Consider the following 15,426-nt stretch of genomic DNA (forward strand, 5'->3'; position numbering starts at 1 on the left):
TCAGTTCAGTTCGGCAAGAATGGTTTCGGTCGCTTTGACCTTATCGCCGACCGTGACCTTGGGCAGCGAATTCGGCGGCAGATAGAGATCGACCCGCGAACCGAAACGGATGAAACCGTAACGCTGCCCACGGGCCAGACGCTCGCCTACCTTGGTGTAGCAGAGGATACGGCGGGCGACCAGACCAGCGATCTGGACAAAGGTGATCTCTGTACCATCCGACATCCGTACCACCACGGCGTTCCGTTCGTTTTCGAGCGAAGCCTTGTTGAGGTCGGCGTTGACAAAGGAACCAGGGAAATATTCAACCTGCGTGACTTCACCATCGACCGGGGCACGGTTCGAGTGAACGTTGAACACGTTCATAAACACGCTGATCTTGAGTGCTTCACGCTTGAGATAGGGATCGGTGGTCTTTTCCACCACCACGATACGGCCATCGGCCGGACTCAGCACGCCGCGCGGCGAATTGGGTACGGTACGCGGCGGATCGCGGAAGAATTGCAGGACAAACAGGGCAATGATCCACAGCGGAACCAGGATCAGGGCCGCCACCAGCGTCGGCAGCGACAGCGCGCAGACCAGCCAGGTGGCGCCGGCGGCGACCGCTACGGCAATCGCCAGAAAGGGCCAGCCCTCGCGGGCAATAATCGGATGCGGATAATGACTCAAGTGGACCTCGGTCGACAGCGCCGGAGCGCGGGTTTTATCGGGCGGCTCATTCTACCGGCATTGCCAGGACGCCGCCATGCGAAGCCGGACAGCCTAAGCCTGCTACAGCAAGCCTTGTACCGCTAGCGCCAGGCAGTCCGGACAGCGGCTGCTCAAGCCGGGCCATCTTTGCCATCCTGCCGGCTGACATACCCTAGACGCATAGCTAGTTTTTATATCTACAAGACCAGCTCTGCCATACAACAAAAAAGCCATGCATGAAATGCATAGCTTCCGGACGCAACACTCCCCGATCGTGCCCGGCACGACCGGGGAGTCTGGCGCTTAGTTGCGGCTCTGGTCGACCAGTTTGTTGGCCTTGATCCAGGGCATCATATCGCGCAGCTTTTCGCCGACCACCTCGATCGGGTGAGCCGCGTTGAGGCGGCGGCGGGCGGTCATCTCGGGGTAGTTGGTGCGACCTTCGAGAATAAAGCGCTTGGCGTATTCGCCGCTCTGGATGCGTTGCAGCGCATTGCGCATCGCCGCACGCGAGCTTTCGTTGATCACCTCGGGGCCGGTCACATACTCACCGTACTCGGCATTATTGGAGATCGAGTAGTTCATATTGGCGATCCCGCCTTCGTACATCAGGTCGACGATCAGCTTGAGTTCGTGCAGGCACTCGAAATAGGCCATCTCGGGCGCATAACCGGCTTCGGTCAGGGTTTCGAAGCCCATCTTGACCAGTTCGACCGCTCCGCCGCACAACACGGCCTGTTCACCGAACAGATCGGTCTCGGTCTCTTCGCGGAACGAGGTCTCGATCACGCCGCCCTTGGTGCCGCCGTTGGCAGCGGCATAGGACAGGGCAATATCACGTGCCTTGCCCGAACGGTCCTGATACACGGCAATCAGGGAAGGCACGCCGCCGCCTTGCTTATAGGTCGAGCGCACCGTATGGCCCGGGCCTTTGGGGGCGATCATCACCACATCGAGATCGGCCCGCGGCACGATCTGGTTGTAATGGATATTGAAACCATGGGCAAAAGCCAGCACGGCGCCCTGCTTCAGATTGGGTTCGATATCGCGTCGATAGACGTCGGGCTGGTTCTCATCGGGCAGCAGCACCATCACCAGGTCGGCGCTGGCCACCGCTTCGGCCACTTCGGCCACCTTGACGCCGGCAGCCTCGGCCTTGGCCCAGGAGGCACCGTCACGGCGCAGGCCGACCGTGACGTCGACGCCCGAATCGGTCAGGTTGAGCGCGTGGGCATGGCCTTGCGAGCCGTAGCCGATAATGGCCACTTTACGGGCCTTGATCAGCGACAGATCGGCGTCTTTATCGTAGAAGACTTTCATGATGCTTTCCCTTCGGTATAAGGCGGACGAGGCGGCCGGCCATACGGCGCCGCCTCGACGGGTGGTCAGATTTTCAGGATACGCTCGCCACGTCCCACGCCCGAGGCGCCGGTGCGGACGGTTTCCAGGATCAGGGCGCGGTCGACTGCCTCGATAAAGGCGTCGAGCTTGGCGCTTTCCCCGGTCAATTCAATGGTGTAAGTCTTTTCGGTCACGTCGATGATGCGGCCACGGAAGATATCGGCCATCCGCTTCATCTCCTCGCGATCCTTGCCGGTGGCGCGCACCTTGATCAGCATCAGCTCGCGCTCGACATGGTCGGACTCGTTGAGGTCGATCACCTTGACCACTTCGATCAGCTTGTTGAGCTGCTTGGTGATCTGCTCGATCACATCGTCCGAGCCGTGGGTGACGATGGTCATCCGGCTCAGCGTGGCATCCTCGGTGGTGGCCACGGTCAGCGAATCGATGTTGTAGCCGCGGGCAGAAAATAATCCGACAACCCGGCTCAAGGCGCCAGCTTCGTTTTCAACGAGAATAGATAAAATATGTCGCATATCCGTCTCCTCAGCTCAGGTTGCCGTAATCGCGTTCCTTGGCGACCGGTCCTTGTTGCAGATTGCGCATATGCGGCGGCAGATCCATCTGGTTAAGGCCGCGATTGTTCTGGACCATTGGGAAGACGTTCTCGGTCTGGTCGGTGATGAAGTCCATAAACACCAGCCGCTCCTTGAGTCGCATCGCTTCCCTGAGCGCCGGTTCGACATCGGCCGGCCGCTCGATCCGCATGCCGACGTGGCCATAGGCTTCGGCCAGCTTCACGAAGTCGGGCAAGGCGTCCATATAGGACTCGGAATAGCGGTTGCCGTAGAAGAACTCCTGCCACTGCCGCACCATGCCCAGATAGCGGTTGTTCAGGTTCACGATCTTGACCGGGATGTGGTACTGCTTGCAGGTCGACAGCTCCTGGATACACATCTGGATCGATGCCTCGCCCGTGACACAGGCGACCGTGGCGTCGGGGTTGGCCAGTTGGGCGCCCATGGCGGCCGGCAGGCCGAAGCCCATGGTGCCGAGGCCACCCGAGTTGATCCAGCGGCGCGGCTTGTTGAAGCGGTAATACTGGGCGGCCCACATCTGGTGCTGACCGACGTCGGAAGTCACGAAGGCGTCGCCGCCGGTGATCTCGTACAGCTTCTGCACCACGAACTGTGGCTTGATGATGTCCGAACCCATATCGAATTTGAGGCAGTCGTGGCCGCGCCATTCCTCGATCTGTTTCCACCAGTTGCCCAGATGGTCGGGATTGGGCCGGCCGCCGTGCTGGCGCAGATGGGCCAGCATCTCGTCGAGCACATCGCGCACATTGCCGACGATCGGGATATCGACCTTGACCCGTTTGGCAATCGAGGACGGATCGATATCGATATGGACGATCTTCTTGGGCGAACTGAGGAAATGCGACGGCACCGAGACCACGCGGTCATCGAAACGCGCGCCCACGGCAATCAGCACATCGCAGTACTGCATGGCCAGATTGGCCTCATAGGTGCCGTGCATGCCCAGCATGCCCAGGCACTGCGGGTCGGTGCCGGGGAAGGCGCCCAGGCCCATCAGGGTATTGGTGCACGGCAGACCGAGCATCTTGACCAGCTCGGTCACCTGCTGCGAGGCATTGGACAGCACGGCGCCGCCGCCGACATAGACCAGCGGCCGCTTGGCGTCGAGCAGCAGATTGACCGCCTTCTTGATCTGGCCCGGATGGCCTTTCGAGGGCGGATTGTAGGAGCGCAGGCTGACCGATTGCGGATAGTGGAATTCCGTCCGTGCCAGCGTCACATCCTTGGGAATATCGACCACGACCGGGCCGGGGCGACCGGTGGTCGCGATATAGAAAGCCTTCTTGATCGCGGCCGACAGCTCGCGCACATCCTTGACCAGGATATTGTGCTTTACGCAAGGCCGGGTGATACCGACCATATCGACTTCCTGGAAGGCATCGAGACCGATGGCCGGGGTGGGCACCTGGCCCGACAGCACCACCAGCGGGATCGAATCGAGATAGGCGGTGGCCAGCCCCGTCACGGCATTGGTGGCACCCGGACCCGAGGTCACCAGCGCAACGCCGACCTTCTGGCTCGAGCGCGAATAACCGTCGGCGGCATGAACTGCGCCTTGTTCGTGACGGACCAGGACGTGCTTGAAGGCGTCCTGCTTGAAAATGGCATCGTAGATTTCGAGAACTGCGCCGCCAGGGTAGCCGAAGACGAATTCAACGCCTTCTTCCTGCAAACAGCGGACGACGATCTCCGCACCGGAAATTTCCATGTTGTACCCCTTTCGTGGAGGAGACACCGCAGCACGCTTTCGCGCGGCAGACGAACCGGATCGGAGCCAGATCCCGCACGGCGGGACCGGACATCGGCGCCTCATTGCCTCGGGCAATGCGACACGGCGATATCTTTACCGAAACGATCGCGAGACGTTGATGGACCGTCTCAAGCCGACTTGGATACGAAAATTGCGGACTGCGACCTTAAAGGTGCAGCTAAAAAGCCTTGTACGACTTTGTCAAAAAGCCAACCGGGCTCTCACCGGATGCCGCTTGTGGCGGGGGTGAGCATCGTGAAACGCTGCCGATGCGGCGCGCCGACAGCTGGTCGGGCACCGTCCGTGGCGGTAGGGATGCACGGAACATAGCCGAGCCCCGACAGACCGGTCAAGCCCTTTTATCGCGTTGCAGCAATGACTTGTCGCAGCCAGCAGGCGGATTTGCTAGTATCCCGCCCTTATTCAGGGGATGAAGTTGGCCAGCCACGAGGAATTGTCCGTCTTTCTCGCCGACGTAGAGCGACGTGCGTTCCGCCAGGCGCTGTACGCCGTTCACGACGAGGATGCCGCGCTCGACCTGGTTCAGGACGCGATGCTGCGGCTGGCCGAGCATTACGCCGAACGGCCGGCCGAGGAATTGCCGCTGCTGTTCCAGCGCATCCTGCAAAACGCCATCCGAGATTACTTCCGTCGTCACAAGGTCCGCTCGCTATGGGTGGGCCTGCTGTCGCTGCTCTCCCCGCGCCGCGACGACGAGGACGAGCCCGATCTGCTCGATACCCTGACAGTCGAGCCCATCAGCAGCGCGCTGCAACCGCCTGAGACGCAACTCCAGCGCGAACAACTGTTCAAACTTCTCGAAGAAGCCCTGACCCGCCTGCCGGCACGTCAACGCGAAGCCTTCCTATTGCGTTACTGGGAGGAACTGGACGTCGCCGACACGGCTGCCGCGATGGGTTGTTCAGAAGGCAGTGTCAAAACCCATTGCTCCCGTGCCACGCATACGCTTGCGGCGTGGCTCAAATCGAAGGGAGTCGAGCCATGACCGTACCCCAACACGACCAATTCAGCCGTCGCCTGACGCAGTGCCTCGACGATACTCCCCTGACCCCTTATCAGGCCCTGCGACTGCAACGCGCCCGCGAAGCCGCCCTGGCTGCCGCCCAGGCGCCCCGGCCACTGCGGCAGGAGCCGCGCCGCCGCTGGGCCCTGGGTTTCATGCTGGCCCTGGTCCTTGGCAGCGCCCTGTTCTGGGCCGGCAGAGAGGCCGACCATCTCGACGATGAGATCGATACCATGCTGCTGGCCGACGAACTGCCGCCCGATGTCTATCTCGATGATCAGCTGATCGAGCTGGTGCAGGAGTCCTGAGCGATGCAATCCTTCTGGATGCCCGGTCTGCTGGCGGCCTTGCTTGCCGCCGCCGCACCGGCCGCCTCGCTGGGCAAGACCGACTGGCACCGGCTCAGCGAGTCGGAGCGCCAGGTACTGGCCCCGCTCGCCGCCGAGTGGCCCAGCTATACGCCGACGCAACGGCAACGACTGCTTCAGGTGGCACGCCGCTATCCCAAACTCAACCCGACCGAGCAGGCGCGTATCCGGGAACGTCTGCAAGCCTGGTCGCGGCTCAGCATCGAACAGCGACGGCAGGCGCGCGAAAACTATCGCAAGGTCCAGTCGCTGCCGCCCGAGCGCCGCGCCACCGTCAAGCAGCGGCTCAAGGAAGCCCACCAATCGAAACAGGCCCAGACCGCGCCTTCGAGCGAGACGGCGCCAGAAGCCTCTCCTTCCACCGTTACCCCTTCCACCCCATGACCGAGACTTCCCCTCATCCAACGGCGCCGCGCTGGCGCCGGCTGGTTTCGCTGTGTTACGAAGCGCTGCTGCTGGTGGCCGTGCTGATGGCCTGCGGCATGCTGTTCGATCTGGTGCTCGGCCGGCTTGCGCCCGGCTCGCAAGGCCAGTCATGGCGTTCGCACCTGCAATTCGTCTATCTGCTGGCCATGCTGTGGGGCTATTTCATCTGGTGCTGGCGCCGCAGCGGCCAGACGCTAGCGATGAAGACCTGGCGGTTGCGACTCGATGCCCGCAGCGGCGGTCGCGCCAACCTCAAGTCGCTCAGTCTGCGCTTCACCCTGGCCGTGCTGATGCTGGGTCCGGCGCTGCCGCTGTGGATCGAGGCTCGGCACCGTCCCGAACTCAAATGGCTGGGCTGGGCCGCCCTGGTCTGGGCCGCCCTGCCCTATCTATGGGCCTGGCTCGACCGCGACCGCCAGTTCCTGCACGACCGGCTGGCCGGCACGCGCTTAGTGTTGCTGCCGATTGGATATGGCAAGGATTGAGTGAGTCCGCCGCTTACCGCCGGACCCGCCATAGCTGCCCCATCACAGCCTCCAGAGAGAGAAAAGGCGATTCAACCGAATCGCCTTTTTTGGCTATATATCTTCATATATCGATAAATAGCGCATCAGATTTTGCACACTATTTGCAACTATTTTTCCATTTGTGCTTTCCGCCGCCCACCCCACAGCGCCAGCACCCAGATGCCGCAGGCCAGCCAGACAAAAGGCTGATTTCCCCAGCCCATATAGGGCGTCTCGCCGCGATAGCCCTGCACGGTGGCGCTGAGCACCGCCTGGACCCGCTCGGGCAGACGGGCGCGGTAGCGGCCGTCGGGGCCGATCACGGCGGTGGTGCCGGTATTGGTGGCGCGCAACATGCTGCGGCCGGTTTCGAGCGCGCGGGCCTGGGCGATCTGGCCATGCTGGGCCAGCGCAACCGAGTGGTCGTACCAGGCCAGATTGGACAGATTCAGCAGCATCGTGGCCTGACGCGCCCCGGGCAGCAGTTCGGCACCGAACACGTCTTCGTAGCAGATATTGGCAGCGATCCGTTGCTCACCGACATGAAACGGCATCTGGCTCGGCCCGCCGGCGGTGAAATCGGCCAGGGGGATATTGAGCAGGCCGTTGTAGACCCAGCCGATCAGTCCACGCAGCGGGATATATTCGCCAAACGGCACCAGATGGGCCTTGTCATAGCTGGGTCGGTCGGGGTCGCTCAACAGTACGGCCGAGTTGTAATAGCGGATGCCCTCTTCCTGCCGTGGCGCCCCAACGATCAGCGCAGCCCCCTTGCGGCGCGACAGATCGACCAGCTCAGCCAGATAATCGGGCGGCAATTCCTGCAAGAAGATGGGCAGCGCGGTTTCGGGCAGCACCAGCAGATCGCCCTGGGCGGCCCGCACCTGATCGAGATAGGTGACGAGGTTGAAGCGCAGCAGTTCGGCGCTCCATTTCATATCCTGCGGAATCGCTCCTTGCAGCAGCGCCACCCGCAGCGGCCGGCCAACCGGGGTGGTCCAGGAGATTTCACCCAGCAGTCGCGGCGAAGCCAGCAGCAGCAACACCGTGGCGCCAAGCGCCAGACCGGGCCGGCCCGATACAGCACGCTCGCGCCAGACCAGATCGGCCAGCCAGGCAAGCACCCCCGCCAACACCGCCAGCAGCAGGCCGACACCATAGATGCCCAACAGTGGCGCATAGCCCGCCAGCGGACCGTCGGGAATCTGGCTGTAGCCCGCCGCCGCCCAGGGAAAACCGGTGAATAGCCAGCCGCGCAGCCACTCGGTCAACGCCCAGGCGGCCGGCAGGGCCAGGGTCAGGCGCCACAGTGGCTGGCGACAGGAACGATGGGCCAGCCAGCCGGCCAGTGCTGGATAGAGCGCCAGAAAAGCGGCAAAACCTGCGATACAGAACCCCGCCAGCGCAGCCGGCATGCCGCCGTAGCGGTGCAGCGCAATAAAGAGCCAATGAACAGAAGCACAGAAATAGCCGAAACCATATAGCCAACCGGTCGCTGCGGCAGCCCGCCCATTGGACGCGGTGGCCATCAGAAAGAAGCCGACTGCCAGTGACAGCAAGGTCGCCGGCCAGGCATAGAACGGGGCAAAGCCGAATACCGCCACCGCCCCGGCCAGTACCGCCACGACCGGGCGGGTTCCCAGACGTCGCCTCATAGCGGACCGCCCGCTGCCGTCTCGCGTTCGACCAGCAACATATGGATACGCCGGCTGTCGGCGCGCAGTACCTTGAAGTGGAAACCGCCCAGCGATATCGCATCGCCACGCTTGGGCACCCGGCCGAACTCGCCGACCACCAGTCCGCCCACGGTATCGAAATCCTCGTCACTGAACTGGCTGCCCAGTGCGCCATTGAGCTCGGCAATCGGCGTGATCGCCTTGATCCGCCAGCGGCCTTCGCGGTCGCTGCGGATCCGGTCGTCAACCGGATGGGTATCGTATTCGTCTTCGATATCGCCGACGATCTGCTCGACCACATCCTCGATGGTGACCAGCCCGGCGACCCCGCCGTACTCGTCGACTGCCACCGCCAGATGGTTGCGGTTGGCGCGGAATTCCTTGAGCAGCACATTGAGCCGCTTCGATTCGGGGATAAACACCGCCGGCCGCAGCAACTGGCGCAGCGGCAAGGGGGCGCCGGCGCCGAAACGCAGCAGATCCTTGGCCAGCAGCACGCCAATCACGTTGTCTCGACTGTCCTGATAGACCGGAAAGCGCGAATGACCGCTCTGGATCACAAAGGCAATGATGGCTTCGGGCGGATCGTCGACCGAGATCATGTTCATCTGGCCGCGCTGCACCATCACATCACGTACTTGTAGATCGCCGACCTGCAATACGCCTTCGATCATGGCCAGGGCATCGGCATCAAGGAGATGGCGCTCGAAAGCGGAATGCAGCAATTCCACCAGTTCTTCGCGGTCTTCGGGTTCACGCAACAGAAAGGCGGTCAGCCGTTCGAGCCAGGTGGGTTTGCTGGAGAGATGGCGCGAGGCCGGGCTAGAGGGTAAGTCCATGCGGGGGGGATAAAAACGCCGATCGGCCCATTATAGCCGGGTCAGGTCCGGCCACGGCGATTCAGCGCCGCTCGACCAGCTCGATCGGCAAACCGTCCGGGTCGGTACAGAAGGTGAAACGAGCGCCGGTATGAGGATCGACCCGCACCGGCTCGCAGCTCACTGCATAGTGGGCAAGCCGTTGCAGCGCGGCATCCAGATCCGCCACCGTCAGGGCCAGATGACGCAGCCCCAGGGCCTCGGGTCGGCTCAACCGCACCGGCGCCTCGGGAAAAGTGAACAGTTCAAGTTGGCCACCGCCTGGCAGCACCAGATCGACCTTCCAGGAAGCGCGCTCGGCCCGGTAATGCGCGGCCAGTTCGGCCAGGCCGAGCACTTCGCAGTAGAAACGCCGGGCAGTGGCCAGATCGGACACGATCAGCGCCACATGGTGGAAGGCCGTGATCATTCGAGACCGGGCGAGTGCTCGTCGGCATAGGGGTCGGGATAACCCAAGCCTTGCAGAATCAGGGTCTCCAGCGACTCCATCGTCTCGGCTTCGTCGTCTTCGAGATGGTCATAGCCTTGCAGATGCAGCATGCCGTGCACCACCAGATGCGCCCAGTGCGCTTCGAGCGACTTGCCCTGCTCGGCCGCCTCACGCGCCACCACCTCGGCACACAGCACCAGATCGCCGAACAGCCGGTCTTCCAGCCCCGGCAGCGGTTCGCCTTCGTTCAAGGCAAACGACAGCACATTGGTGGCGTAATCCTTGCCCCGATAGTCGCGGTTGAGCTGGCGGCCCTCCTCGGCATCGACCACCCGCACCGTCACTTCGGCATCCTGGCCGAAATCGAGTGCCGCTTCGGCCCAACGGCGGATCTGCTGCTCATCGGGCGTGCCCTCGGGCCGCACCATGTACTGGACTTCTAGTGCCAGTTGGCCATCGGACTCGTCACTCCCCTCGTCTTCGCACTCGACCTCGATCTCCACCCCATTGGCGCTGGTAGGCCGCAGCAGCAGCCGCGCCGGCGGCTCGTCAAACGGAGACGGGGTCTGTAGATGGAGGCGCTGACTCAGGCCATCGAACTCGATCTCCACCACGCTGCCGTCACCCAGCACCAGCCGCAGACTATCGGCCTCGATTTCACGCTGCTCGCCATCGACCACGGCAAAGCACTGCCAAGTGTTTTCGTTCATCGTCTTCTCACGGCCGGCACAGTACCGGCGCCAGGCAAAGGGGGCTAACTGATATTCTCGTTAAACATGGCATTCAAAACCTGCCATCTCGCAGCGTGCATCAGCCACATAGCGGCATACGGCATCATTGTCGCTGTCCGCATGGATACTGATGGAGAATATCGGGACGGGTACAACTCCAGGTGCTGTCTGCCCTGAGGGATTGCTTGGCTTGGACGCCGCCTCAAAGGCGAATCGGATCAGGACGATTCGCCTTCCTTGGCGCGAGCCTGCTTTTCATAGGCATCGACGATCTTCTGTACCAGCGGATGGCGCACCACATCGTCGCTCTTGAAGTAATGCAACGCGATACCGCGCACCTCACGCAGCACGGTCTGAGCATCGACCAGGCCGGATTTCTGGTTACGCGCCAGATCGATCTGGGTCACATCGCCCGTCACCACTGCCTTGGAGCCGAAGCCGATCCGGGTCAGGAACATCTTCATCTGCTCGGGCGTGGTGTTCTGTGCCTCATCGAGAATGATGAAAGCGTGGTTGAGGGTACGGCCGCGCATAAAGGCCAGCGGTGCCACTTCGATAATGCCGCGCTCGAACAGCTTGGTGACTTTATCAAAGCCCATCAGATCGTAGAGCGCGTCATACAGCGGTCGCAGATAGGGGTCAACCTTCTGTACCAGATCGCCGGGCAGAAAACCGAGCCGCTCACCGGCTTCGACCGCCGGCCGTACCAGCACCAGCCGCTTGACCAGATCGCGCTCCAGCGCATCCACGGCCGAGGCCACTGCCAGATAGGTCTTGCCGGTACCGGCCGGACCGATGCCGAAAGTGATGTCGTGCTCCTGGATGGCCTTGAGATAGTGGTTCTGCCGTGGCGTGCGGCCGCGCAGATCGCTGCGCTTGGTCTTGAGCACCGGCACGCCGTCCTCGAGCAGGCCGGCTTCGCCTACGGGCGGACGGGCCACTTCGATCAGGCCGAGCTGGATTTCCTCGACATCGATCGGTCGCACGGCAATATCGTAGAAACGCTCGAGCAGTTCTGCGGCGAGCTTGGTCTGGGCCACCCGGCCCGAGATGCTGAAATGTTCGGCGCGGCGCGAAATATCGACTTCGAGTGCGGTTTCGATCTGCCGCAGATTTTCATCGAGGGCGCCGCAGAGATTGGCGAGCCGGGCATTGTCGATCGGCTCGAAAGCAAGTTCCTTGGTGGCGTGACGAACAGTCATTCGGCCTCTGTGCGAGAAAGGGGCGGGCCGCTGGCCAGCCCCGGGTTCAGTGGGGCACCGTCAGACCGCCACCGTCTCACGGGTGACGATCTCGCCGCGCAGGCTATGCGGCAGGGCTTCGGTGATACGTACCTCGACGAAGCGATGCATCAAGCGTTCCTGGCCGACGAAATTGACGATGCGGTTATTGTCGGTACGGCCGGCCAATTCCTCGGCATTCTTGCGCGACACGCCTTCGACCAGCACCCGTTGCACCGTGCCGACCATGGCGCGGTTGACTTCCTGGGCGAACTCCTCGATGCGGGCCTGGAGGCGCATCAGGCGTCGGGTCTTGACCTCGGCCGGCACATCGTCGGCCAGATCGGCGGCCGGCGTACCGGGACGGCGGCTGTAGATGAAACTGAAGCTGGCGTCGAAACGCAAATCTTCAATCAGCTTCATCGTCTTTTCGAAATCTTCCTCGGTTTCGCCAGGGAAGCCGACGATAAAGTCGGAACTCAGGCACAGATCGGGCCGGGCTTCGCGCAGCTTGCGGACGATGGCCTTGAATTCGAGCGTGGTGTAGCCGCGCTTCATCGCCATCAGCACCCGATCGGAACCCGCCTGGACCGGCAGATGCAGATGCGACACCAGCTTGGGCAGCCGGGCGTAGCAGTCGATCAGCCGCTGGGTCATTTCCTTGGGATGGCTGGTGGTGTAGCGGATGCGCTCGATGCCGGGAATCTCGTGCACATATTCAAGCAGCAGCGCAAAGTCGGCGATTTCGCCGTCTTCCATCCGGCCAAGATAGGCGTTGACGTTCTGGCCAAGCAGCGTCACTTCCTTGACGCCCTGCTGGGCCAGACCGGCGATTTCGACCAGCACGTCTTCAAACGGCCGCGACACTTCTTCGCCGCGGGTATACGGCACCACGCAGAACGAACAGTATTTGGAGCAGCCTTCCATGATCGAGACAAAGGCCGAGGCGCCTTCGACTCGGGCGGGTGGCAGATGGTCGAATTTTTCGATCTCGGGAAACGAGATATCGACCTGGGCACTACCGGTGGCGCGTTTTTTGGCGATCAGCTCGGGCAATCGGTGCAGGGTCTGCGGGCCGAACACCACATCGACGTAAGGCGCGCGCTTGACGATGGACTCGCCCTCCTGGCTGGCGACACAGCCGCCGACACCGATGACCAGATGGGGATTTTGCTGTTTGAGATGACGAATCCGGCCCAGATCGGAGAACACCTTTTCCTGGGCCTTTTCCCGTACCGAGCAGGTGTTGAACAGGATGACGTCGGCTTCTTCGGGATTGTCGGTTTTGACCAACCCTTCGGCGGCATTGAGAACATCGGCCATTTTGTCCGAGTCGTACTCGTTCATCTGGCAGCCAAAGGTTTTGATAAAGACTTTCTTGCTCATGTGCGCAGAACCGGGCCAAAGCGGCCATGAAATCAGACCGTTATGGTACACCGCCACAAACGGCGCGGCGACGGAAGAGCAAACGCTGCTCTATAAACGACGAAGCCCGTCGCAAACGCGACGGGCTTCCGGGAAAACCTGGTGGCTATGACTGGACTTGAACCAGTGACCCCAGCATTATGAGTGCTGTGCTCTAACCAGCTGAGCTACATAGCCGAACCGAAGAGCGCGGATTATCCATAAAGCCTTATGGGCCGTCAAGCCTTCCACAGCATTTTTTGCACGACACCCCTTATCTTCGGCTCCATCCCACAAAGATCAATAAATCCGCAAAACCTCTTCAAGATCTGTGGCGGGATAGAAAAGAAAATAAATAACTTCTCGACTCCGCTTTTTACAACGCCGCTGAGCGGTCGTCACGGCGGAAACCCGCCAGCAGTCCGTCGAGCTGCATGTCCTTGGAAAAACCGATGGCCTTGAACAGCTCGCCCATCTCGGCCGGGCTCAGCAGGCGCTGTACGGCCGCAGCCACTGGGGCGTAGTGGCGGGCATCGGCCGGGTCATGCCGCGCCAGCAATTCCAGCAGCCCCGCATCGAGCAGAAAGCTCGCCTGGCTGGTATAGCCTTCGAGTCGCCAGCCGGCCAGGGTGGCGGCACGCCAGATCGCGGAGAAGTCGATATGGCAGGTGATGTCCTGCAAGCCCGGCCAGAACAGCGGGTCGTCATGGGCATGGTGGCGGTAGTGGCACATCAGGGTGCCGCCATGGCGCTGTGGGTGATAGAACTCGGCCGCCGGAAAGCCATAGTCGAGCAGCAGCAGCGCGCCGCGCTCGACCACCTCGAACAGGCTGGCAACAAAGCCCTGCGCCTCGCTCTGGACCTCGGTGGTATAACCCTCGGGATAATCGCCTGGCGGCAATTGCGCCGCCAGTTCCGGCTCGTGCAATGGCCGGTCTTCCCAGGCAAAGCCCTGACCGGCCGCGACGACACCGCGCTCCTGCCACTGGCCCTGGCGCTGCCGCAACAGCCGGCACGGCATGGCATCGAGCACCTCATTGCCGATCACCGCGCCGACCAGACGTTGTGGCAAACGGTCGAGCCATGCGACCCGGGCCAGCAGATCGGGGCGCTGCGCCAGCGTCTGGCGTTGCCGCTCGGCCAGTTCGGCCGACAATTCCAGAATCAGATAGCGCTCGGGCAGACGGCCCAGTCGGTCGAGTTCGCTCAGGATATCGAGCGCCAGGCGACCGGTGCCGGCGCCCGCTTCGAGTATCGAGCCACCGATTTCGTCCAGAACCTGTGCCAGCGGCCGCGCCATGGCCGCACCAAACAACGGCGACAGCTCGGGCGCGGTGACGAAGTCACCGGCGGCGCCGAATTTGCGGCTGCCGCCGCTGTAATAGCCAAGGCCGGGGGCATAGAGTGCCTCACGCATGAAATCGGCAAACGACAGCCAACCCGTCTCGGCCAGCCGGGCGTGCAGACGGGCGCTCAGGGCTTCGCTTGCGGCCTGCTGATCGGCGTCGGGTGCGGGTAGGGTGGGCATGTGCTAGATTCCTGCGAATTGTCCAATCGGCGAGTCTAGCGGGAGCATGTGATGCAAGGCAAAGTAGCATTGGTGACGGGCGGTGCGAAACGGGTGGGGGCGGCCATCGTGCGGCGACTCCATGGCGCCGGCGCCAATGTGATGCTCCATTACCGCAGCTCCGCCACCGAAGCGCGCGCCCTGGCGTCCGAACTCAATCTGCGCCGTCCCAATTCGGTTGCGCTGGCCCAGGCCGACCTGCTCAATACCGCCGGCCTGCCCGTGCTGGTGCAGCAGACCCTGCAACACTTCGGCCGGCTCGATGCACTGGTCAACAATGCTTCGAGCTTCTTCCCGACGCCCCTGGCCGAAGTCGACGAAGCCGCCTGGATCGACCTGATCGGCAGCAATCTCAAAGCCCCGCTGTTCCTCGCCCAGGCCGCCGCGCCCGAACTGCGCCGCAGCCAGGGCGCCATCGTCAGCATCGCCGACATCCATGTCGAGCGGCCGATGAAGAACCATGTGGTCTACAACATCGCCAAGGCCGGCCTGGTCGCCCTGACCCGCTCGCTTGCTCGCGATCTGGCGCCCGATGTACGGGTCAACGCCGTGGCACCCGGCGCCAATATCTGGCCCGACGGTGATTCGGTATTCGATGAAGTGGCGCGCCAGCGCATCATCAGCACCATCCCGCTCAAGCGGGTGGGCGAACCGGATGATCTGGCCCGGACCATCCTGTTCCTGCTCCAAGACGCTTCCTATATCACCGGGCAGGTGATCAATGTCGATGGTGGGCGCAGCGTCTATCTGTAGGCAAAGAACAGACAGGACAGGGCCGGAAATATTGCTTTTTTGATATCTCCGGCTATCCAT

At 62.3% G+C, this 15,426-nt stretch carries 16 protein-coding genes and 1 tRNA gene; 5 read left to right on the plus strand and 12 right to left on the minus strand.

All coding sequences use genetic code 11. The features are described from left to right. From ACFOW7_RS12575 to ACFOW7_RS12590, 4 genes are all read right to left on the minus strand, one after another. Entirely contained in the window at nucleotides 1-672 is a 672-nt protein-coding gene (locus tag ACFOW7_RS12575; protein ID WP_378164729.1) for a phosphatidylserine decarboxylase, read from the minus strand. Between the two features lie 324 nt (nucleotides 673-996). Continuing rightward, on the minus strand, nucleotides 997-2,013 hold the full coding sequence (gene ilvC, locus ACFOW7_RS12580; protein ID WP_378164731.1) for a ketol-acid reductoisomerase: 1,017 nt from the start codon (nucleotides 2,011-2,013) through the stop codon (nucleotides 997-999). 65 nt (nucleotides 2,014-2,078) lie between these two features. After that, complete coding sequence (ilvN, locus tag ACFOW7_RS12585) at nucleotides 2,079-2,570, minus strand: acetolactate synthase small subunit (protein WP_378164734.1); 492 nt, start codon at nucleotides 2,568-2,570, stop codon at nucleotides 2,079-2,081. Between the two features lie 10 nt (nucleotides 2,571-2,580). Next, nucleotides 2,581-4,446 (minus strand): acetolactate synthase 3 catalytic subunit, encoded by a 1,866-nt coding sequence (locus tag ACFOW7_RS12590; RefSeq protein WP_378164736.1) that lies wholly within the window; start codon nucleotides 4,444-4,446, stop codon nucleotides 2,581-2,583. Between the two features lie 373 nt (nucleotides 4,447-4,819). Between ACFOW7_RS12590 and ACFOW7_RS12595 the strand changes: the two genes are divergently transcribed. From ACFOW7_RS12595 to ACFOW7_RS12610, 4 genes are read left to right on the plus strand one after another with little or no spacing between them, the layout of a single operon-like run. Beyond that, complete coding sequence (locus ACFOW7_RS12595; protein WP_378164738.1) at nucleotides 4,820-5,389, plus strand: RNA polymerase sigma factor; 570 nt, start codon at nucleotides 4,820-4,822, stop codon at nucleotides 5,387-5,389. Beyond that, a complete protein-coding gene (locus tag ACFOW7_RS12600) occupies nucleotides 5,386-5,715 on the plus strand; it encodes a DUF3619 family protein (RefSeq protein ID WP_378164740.1) in 330 nt (109 codons plus the stop codon). Before ACFOW7_RS12595 ends, ACFOW7_RS12600 begins: the two co-directional genes overlap by 4 nt. Before the next feature lie 3 nt (nucleotides 5,716-5,718). Continuing rightward, the gene (locus ACFOW7_RS12605) at nucleotides 5,719-6,159 is read left to right on the plus strand and encodes a DUF3106 domain-containing protein (RefSeq protein WP_378164742.1); all 441 of its coding nucleotides are present in this window, start codon (nucleotides 5,719-5,721) and stop codon (nucleotides 6,157-6,159) included. Continuing rightward, the gene (locus ACFOW7_RS12610; RefSeq protein WP_378164744.1) at nucleotides 6,156-6,686 is read left to right on the plus strand and encodes an RDD family protein; all 531 of its coding nucleotides are present in this window, start codon (nucleotides 6,156-6,158) and stop codon (nucleotides 6,684-6,686) included. Before ACFOW7_RS12605 ends, ACFOW7_RS12610 begins: the two co-directional genes overlap by 4 nt. 149 nt (nucleotides 6,687-6,835) lie before the next feature. On the opposite strand, the gene lnt is transcribed toward ACFOW7_RS12610, so the two are convergent. From lnt to ACFOW7_RS12650, 8 genes are all read right to left on the minus strand, one after another. Next, nucleotides 6,836-8,362 carry an apolipoprotein N-acyltransferase gene (gene lnt / locus ACFOW7_RS12615; protein WP_378164746.1) on the minus strand — a complete coding sequence of 509 codons (1,527 nt, stop codon included), beginning with the start codon at nucleotides 8,360-8,362 and terminating at the stop codon, nucleotides 6,836-6,838. Next, a complete protein-coding gene (locus ACFOW7_RS12620) occupies nucleotides 8,359-9,222 on the minus strand; it encodes an HlyC/CorC family transporter (RefSeq protein ID WP_378164748.1) in 864 nt (287 codons plus the stop codon). Before ACFOW7_RS12620 ends, lnt begins: the two co-directional genes overlap by 4 nt. Before the next feature lie 61 nt (nucleotides 9,223-9,283). Beyond that, a complete protein-coding gene (gloA2, locus tag ACFOW7_RS12625; protein WP_378164750.1) occupies nucleotides 9,284-9,670 on the minus strand; it encodes an SMU1112c/YaeR family gloxylase I-like metalloprotein in 387 nt (128 codons plus the stop codon). Further along, nucleotides 9,667-10,401, minus strand: coding sequence for an rRNA maturation RNase YbeY (gene ybeY, locus ACFOW7_RS12630; protein WP_378164752.1), 735 nt, complete (start codon nucleotides 10,399-10,401; stop codon nucleotides 9,667-9,669). Before ybeY ends, gloA2 begins: the two co-directional genes overlap by 4 nt. Before the next feature lie 239 nt (nucleotides 10,402-10,640). After that, on the minus strand, nucleotides 10,641-11,624 hold the full coding sequence (locus tag ACFOW7_RS12635) for a PhoH family protein (protein ID WP_378164754.1): 984 nt from the start codon (nucleotides 11,622-11,624) through the stop codon (nucleotides 10,641-10,643). Between the two features lie 60 nt (nucleotides 11,625-11,684). After that, nucleotides 11,685-13,028, minus strand: a complete 1,344-nt coding sequence (gene miaB, locus ACFOW7_RS12640; protein WP_378164756.1) for a tRNA (N6-isopentenyl adenosine(37)-C2)-methylthiotransferase MiaB — start codon at nucleotides 13,026-13,028, stop codon at nucleotides 11,685-11,687. 139 nt (nucleotides 13,029-13,167) lie between these two features. Then, nucleotides 13,168-13,244: transfer RNA gene (locus ACFOW7_RS12645), tRNA-Met, on the minus strand. 178 nt (nucleotides 13,245-13,422) lie between these two features. After that, nucleotides 13,423-14,574: a class I SAM-dependent methyltransferase gene (locus ACFOW7_RS12650; RefSeq protein WP_378164758.1), complete on the minus strand. Its 1,152-nt coding sequence runs from the start codon at nucleotides 14,572-14,574 to the stop codon at nucleotides 13,423-13,425. Nucleotides 14,575-14,625: 51 nt separating this feature from the next. Here ACFOW7_RS12650 and ACFOW7_RS12655 point away from each other — a divergent pair, with 51 nt between their 5' ends. Then, entirely contained in the window at nucleotides 14,626-15,366 is a 741-nt protein-coding gene (locus tag ACFOW7_RS12655) for a pteridine reductase (protein WP_378164760.1), read from the plus strand. Nucleotides 15,367-15,426: the final 60 nt, after the last annotated feature.

The organism is Chitinimonas lacunae, assembly GCF_042650885.1.
Lineage (GTDB): Bacteria > Pseudomonadota > Gammaproteobacteria > Burkholderiales > Chitinimonadaceae > Chitinimonas_A > Chitinimonas_A lacunae.

Bases quoted from the DNA above. Each gene is read 5' to 3' on its own strand.
- ACFOW7_RS12605 (WP_378164742.1), top strand. From the start codon at position 5,719: ATGCAATCCTTCTGGATGCCCGGTCTGCTGGCGGCCTTGCTTGCCGCC.
- miaB (WP_378164756.1), bottom strand. From the start codon at position 13,028: ATGAGCAAGAAAGTCTTTATCAAAACCTTTGGCTGCCAGATGAACGAG.
- gloA2 (WP_378164750.1), bottom strand. From the start codon at position 9,670: ATGATCACGGCCTTCCACCATGTGGCGCTGATCGTGTCCGATCTGGCC.
- ACFOW7_RS12620 (WP_378164748.1), bottom strand. From the start codon at position 9,222: ATGGACTTACCCTCTAGCCCGGCCTCGCGCCATCTCTCCAGCAAACCC.
- ilvC (WP_378164731.1), bottom strand. From the start codon at position 2,013: ATGAAAGTCTTCTACGATAAAGACGCCGATCTGTCGCTGATCAAGGCC.
- ACFOW7_RS12600 (WP_378164740.1), top strand. From the start codon at position 5,386: ATGACCGTACCCCAACACGACCAATTCAGCCGTCGCCTGACGCAGTGC.
- ACFOW7_RS12650 (WP_378164758.1), bottom strand. From the start codon at position 14,574: ATGCCCACCCTACCCGCACCCGACGCCGATCAGCAGGCCGCAAGCGAA.
- ACFOW7_RS12655 (WP_378164760.1), top strand. From the start codon at position 14,626: ATGCAAGGCAAAGTAGCATTGGTGACGGGCGGTGCGAAACGGGTGGGG.
- ACFOW7_RS12610 (WP_378164744.1), top strand. From the start codon at position 6,156: ATGACCGAGACTTCCCCTCATCCAACGGCGCCGCGCTGGCGCCGGCTG.
- ilvN (WP_378164734.1), bottom strand. From the start codon at position 2,570: ATGCGACATATTTTATCTATTCTCGTTGAAAACGAAGCTGGCGCCTTG.
- ACFOW7_RS12590 (WP_378164736.1), bottom strand. From the start codon at position 4,446: ATGAGGCGCCGATGTCCGGTCCCGCCGTGCGGGATCTGGCTCCGATCC.
- lnt (WP_378164746.1), bottom strand. From the start codon at position 8,362: ATGAGGCGACGTCTGGGAACCCGCCCGGTCGTGGCGGTACTGGCCGGG.
- ACFOW7_RS12635 (WP_378164754.1), bottom strand. From the start codon at position 11,624: ATGACTGTTCGTCACGCCACCAAGGAACTTGCTTTCGAGCCGATCGAC.
- ybeY (WP_378164752.1), bottom strand. From the start codon at position 10,401: ATGAACGAAAACACTTGGCAGTGCTTTGCCGTGGTCGATGGCGAGCAG.